We start from the raw sequence: 5,033 nt of genomic DNA on the forward strand, positions 1-5,033 counted from the left end.
GCTCAGCCCTTCACACACACGATCTGCTTGATCCTGGCGACGACCTCGACCAGGTCTCGCTGGCGGTCGATGACCTGCTCGATCGGCTTGTAGGCCCCGGGGATCTCGTCCACCACACCGGAGTCCTTCCGGCACTCCACCCCCAGCGTCTGCTCCTCCAGGTCCCGCGTGGTGAAGCGGCGCTTCGCGGCGTTCCGGCTCATCCTCCGCCCGGCACCGTGCGAGGCGGAGTTGAACGCCTTCTCGTTGCCGAGGCCCTTCACGATGTACGAACCGGTGCCCATCGAGCCGGGGATGATCCCGTAGTCACCGGATCCGGCACGGATGGCGCCCTTCCTGGTGACCAGCAGGTCCATGCCCTCGTACCGCTCCTCGGACACATAGTTGTGGTGACAGCTGATGACCGGGTCGAAAGTCACCCGGGCCTTCTTGAACTCCTTCCGGATGACGTCCTGGAAGAGGCTCATCATGATCGCCCGGTTGTACTTGGCGTACTCCTGCGCCCAGAACAGGTCGTTCCGGTACGCCCCCATCTGCGGGGTGTCGGCGATGAACACCGCCAGGTCACGGTCGACGAGACCCTGGTTGTGCGGGAGTTTCTGCGCGACACCGATGTGGTGGTCCGCCAGCTCCTTGCCGATGTTCCGCGAACCCGAGTGCAGCATCAGCCAGACCGAATCGGACTCGTCAAGACAGATCTCAATGAAATGGTTGCCCGATCCGAGCGAACCCATCTGCTTCACCGCCCGCCCCTGACGGAATTTGACCGCTTCGGCGACCCCGTCGAACCGGGCCCAGAAGTCGTCCCACCCCGCGGTCGGGAAGCCGTGCAGCCGGCCCGGATCCACCGGGTCGTCGTGCATCCCCCGGCCCACTGGGATCGCGGCCTCGACGCGGGAGCGCAGCCGCGACAGATCACCTGGCAGGTCGTTCGCCGTCAGTGAGGTCTTCACCGCCGACATGCCACAGCCGATGTCCACACCGACCGCCGCCGGGCAGACCGCACCGTGCATCGCGATCACCGAGCCCACCGTCGCGCCCTTGCCGTAGTGCACGTCGGGCATGACCGCGAGGCCCTTGATCCAGGGCAGGGTGGCGACGTTGCGCAGCTGCTGCATCGCACCGTCCTCGACCGCCGCCGGGTCGGCCCACATCCGGATGGGGACCTTCGCACCCGGAACCTCTACATACGACATAGCTCCTCTATTCCCCCGAACAACCCTGATGAGAAAAACACGCATCAATATCCGCGAAAGCGACAGCGGACCGGCATGTACACCAGTGCGTGCGATAGACATTGTGTCCGGTCACCGTCATCAGGCGGTATCCGTTTTCCGTTCCGAAGGGAGCCTCGGACAGTGCAGCGAAGGGCTTACGTTCCCGGCTTGGTGCTGCTCGCAGCGCTCGTCGCCGGCTGCACGGCCGGTTCCGGGGCCGATGGTTCCGCCGCCGACGCGAAGCCGGGCGAGACCACTCCCGCCGCGGCGCCCGGCAAGTACTCCACCCTGCCGGAACCCTGCCGCGCCGCCGACAAGGGCGTACTGAAGGACATGTTCCCGGAGATCGCCGACCTGCCGAAGGAGCAGCAGGAGAAGGCGTACGGGGGCACGCCCGAGGCCACCTTCGACACCGACCGGCAGGTGGGCTGCCGGTGGAAGGCGGACTCGCCCGCCGACGCGCACCGGCTGCACATCGTGATGGAACGCGTCGTGAGTTACGACACCACCGTCAGCGACGACGACCAGGCCAAGACCCTGTACGCCCAGAAGCTCGCCGCCGCCGGCCTCCAGGAGGGTGACAGCTCGCCCTCCTCGACCCCGTCGGACGACGCGGACGGCGGCGCCTCCACCGGCGGGAAGAACGGCGGACAGGACACCGGGAAGAGCACGGGCAAGGACGCGGGGAAGAGCACGGAGAAGGACCCGGGCAAGGGCTCGGAGGAGGATGCGGGGAAGGACGCGGGGAAGAACACAGGGAAGAACGGCGGCGAGACCAGCACCCAGGGCTCCGCCGACGACGGCCAGGGCGACGGCGGCCAGGACGGCGACGACCAGGGAGACGACGCCCAGGCGGCCGATCTGCAGTCGCGGACCCTCAGTGGCCTCGGCAGCGCCGCCTTCCTCGCCGACATCCCGGCCAAGGCCGGCGCCGAGTCCCCGCAGCACACCGTCCGGGTGGTCTTCCGCACCTCCAACGTGCTCGTCACCGTCGAGTACAGCGAGGAGCCCGCCGAGGCCGGCGCCTCCCCCGACACCAAGAGCCTGCAGGACAAGACGCAGGCCATGGCCGGCAAACTCGCCGACCAGATCGCCGAATAGTCAGCCGGCCGGCGCCCCCGGCGTACCGTGGCGGCCCGACCGTACGACCCGTACGACACATGAGCGAAGGAACCATGCACCGATCAGCCCCGCGACTCACCCGCCTTCTCGCCTGTGCAGCCGTCCCCGTGATGCTCGTCGTCGCCGGCTGCTCGTCGGACTCCGGCTCCAGCGGCAAGAAGAGTTCGAGCACCTCCTCGTCGCCCAGCGCTTCGGCCTCCCCGACCGTCGCGAAGGCCGTCTACGCCAAGCTGCCCGACGCCTGTAAGTCGGTCCCGCAGAAGACCGTCTCGGACCTGGTCCCCAAGGCGAAGGACAAGTCGGGCACCGAGGTCAAGTCGACCGACCTGTCGGCCCGTGCGGGCTGTTCCTGGAACGGTCTGGAGAGCAAGGGCACCAAGGGCTCCCAGTACCGCTGGCTCTCCGTCTCGTATCTGCGGTTCGGCTCCGACACCGTCCTGGGCAGCGGCCAGAAGCGCGCACAGGACCAGTACACCAAGGCCGTGGCCGACGTGAAGGCAACGGACGGCGCGAAGAACGTCAAGACGGTGTCCACGCCGGGCATCGGCAACGAGGCGACGACGGTCACCTACGAACAGCGCAAGACCGACGCGGACTTCATCTACGCCGTGGTCGTCACGCGTACGGAGAACGTGGTCACCACGGTCAACCACAACGGCGCCGGTTACGAGGGCCTCAAGTCCCCCTCGGCCGCCGATATGACGAAGGGTGCGCAGACCGCGGCGAAGGCGGCCGTGGCCTCGGTGGCCTCGGCCAACAAGTAGCCGGGCCGGCCAGCACACAGTCCTGCCGGCCGACACGCAGTCAGGCCCGCCAACAACCGTCCACCGTATGCGCCTTCGGGCACCCGCCCACGGAGCCCGGCCCCCACTCGGGGCCGGGCTCCGGGCGTACCCGCGCAACGCCGTCCGTACACATGTGCCAGGCTGTGCCCGCCGGATGTCGAATTCAGGAGGAGACCGCGGGTGGCCGCGATGCAGTTGACACGCACGCACCGGATACTCGTCGCGCTGGTGGTCGCGGGCGCGATGATCATCGCCGGGATCGGTTTCGTGGGGTCCTACGCGGCCGTGCGCGCACTCGCCCTGGAGAAGGGCTTCGGCTCGTTCTCGACGGTCTTCCCGATCGGTATCGACGCGGGGATCTGTGTGCTGCTCGCGCTGGATCTGCTGCTGACCTGGATCCGTATCCCGTTCCCGCTGCTGCGCCAGACGGCGTGGCTGCTGACGGCCGCGACGATCGCCTTCAACGGCGCCGCGGCCTGGCCCGACCCGCTGGGGACCGGGATGCACGCGGTGATCCCGGTGCTGTTCGTGGTCTGCGTCGAGGCGGCGCGCCACGCGGTGGGCCGGATCGCGGACATCACGGCCGACAAGCACATGGAGGGCGTGCGCCTCACCCGGTGGCTGCTCTCGCCGGTGCCGACGTTTCTGTTCTGGCGGCGGATGAAGCTGTGGGAGCTGCGCAGGTACGACGAGGTCATCAAGCTCGAACAGGACCGGCTGATCTACCAGGCGCGGCTACAGGCCCGGTTCGGCCGGGCGTGGCGGCGCAAGGCGCCGATCGAGTCGCTGATGCCGCTGCGGCTGGCGCGGTACGGGGTCCCGCTCGCGGAGACGGCGCCGTCCGGTCTTGCGGCGGCCGGCATCGAGCCGGTGCTGCTGCCGCCGGCGCCCGCGCTGGAGGCGGGGACGGCCCCGACGGGCACAGCCGCGGAGGCACCGGCCGCGGTGGAGGCCCCGGCCCAGCCCTCGGCCTCAGCCTCGGCCTCGGCCTCGGCCTCGGCCTCGGAGGGCCCTGCCGGCCCCGCCGCTCAGGGGCAGGGGCAGGGGCAGGAACCAGGGCAGGCGCAAGGGCAGGCGCAGGAACCCCCGCCCACGCACGAGAGCCCGTGGTTCGCCGCGCCGCAGGTCTCACAGCAGGCGTACACCGGCACCTACGACCCGGCGTACGAGCCCGCGTACGACCAGCGGTATCCGCAGGGCCAGGGGTACGAGCAGCAGCAGTACGGCGGGCCTTACGGGCAGGAGGAGTACGGCCCCGAGTACGAGCAGGAGTACGGCCGGCAGTACGAGCAGGAGGAGTACGGCCCGCAGTACGGGCAGCCGTACGGCCAGGAGCACGGCGGCCCCGGGTACGAGCAGGGACCCCAGGACCCGCAGGACGACGAGTCCCGCACCCCGCAGGACGACGAGTCCCGCACCCCGCAGGTCATGGTCCCGACCGGCGCGGGCGGCTCACGCCCCCTCGGCGGTGTGATCCCCGGCCCGCGCACCGAAGATCAGGGCGAGGAGCGTTCCGAGGAGACCGGCCGCACCGAGAGCGCCGAGGCGGACAGCCCGGAGGTGCAGGGGCTGCCGGAGGACGTGTCCCGTGAGGACGCGTACTTCGGGGCCTACCGGAAGTTCATCAGCGAGAACAACGAGGTGCCGACGCCCCGTCAGTTCGGTCGGTACCTGAAGGACCTGTACGGCGTCACGGGCCGCAACAGCGAGACTCTGAGCGACAGTTCGCTCCGCCCGTATCTGGCCCGCTTCCAGCAGCGGTACGCGGAGGAGCTGGACGCCGAGCACATCGCGTAACCCGCCGGGAGAGACGGAAGGGCCGCCGCGCCGGGAAGACCCGGGGCGGGGGGCCGGGGCGGCACGCCCCCCCGCCCCGGCCGCGCGGGGGGCCCCCGCCGCCCCGCCCCGC

The 5,033-nt window shown here is 70.0% G+C and carries 4 protein-coding genes; 3 read left to right on the top strand and 1 reads right to left on the bottom strand.

Features of this window, described 5'->3' with window-relative positions; genetic code table 11:
• Nucleotides 1-2 precede the first annotated feature (2 nt).
• Nucleotides 3-1,196, bottom strand: a complete 1,194-nt coding sequence (locus ACFXBC_RS23340; protein ID WP_385027629.1) for an RtcB family protein — start codon at nt 1,194-1,196, stop codon at nt 3-5.
• A 192-nt stretch (nt 1,197-1,388) separates the two neighbouring features.
• Here ACFXBC_RS23340 and ACFXBC_RS23345 point away from each other — a divergent pair, with 192 nt between their 5' ends.
• The 3 genes from ACFXBC_RS23345 to ACFXBC_RS23355 all read left to right on the top strand — a co-directional run bounded on the left by ACFXBC_RS23345 (nt 1,389) and on the right by ACFXBC_RS23355 (nt 4,921).
• Nucleotides 1,389-2,318 (top strand): DUF3558 domain-containing protein, encoded by a 930-nt coding sequence (locus tag ACFXBC_RS23345; RefSeq protein WP_385027752.1) that lies wholly within the window; start codon nt 1,389-1,391, stop codon nt 2,316-2,318.
• Between the two features lie 74 nt (nt 2,319-2,392).
• Nucleotides 2,393-3,103 carry a DUF3558 domain-containing protein gene (locus ACFXBC_RS23350; protein ID WP_385027632.1) on the top strand — a complete coding sequence of 237 codons (711 nt, stop codon included), beginning with the start codon at nt 2,393-2,395 and terminating at the stop codon, nt 3,101-3,103.
• A gap of 201 nt (nt 3,104-3,304) precedes the next feature.
• The gene (locus ACFXBC_RS23355) at nt 3,305-4,921 is read left to right on the top strand and encodes a DUF2637 domain-containing protein (RefSeq protein WP_385027635.1); all 1,617 of its coding nucleotides are present in this window, start codon (nt 3,305-3,307) and stop codon (nt 4,919-4,921) included.
• Nucleotides 4,922-5,033: the final 112 nt, after the last annotated feature.

Origin of the sequence: Streptomyces sp. NPDC059398, assembly GCF_042751845.1 — a bacterium.
Classification (GTDB): Bacteria; Actinomycetota; Actinomycetes; order Streptomycetales; family Streptomycetaceae; genus Streptomyces.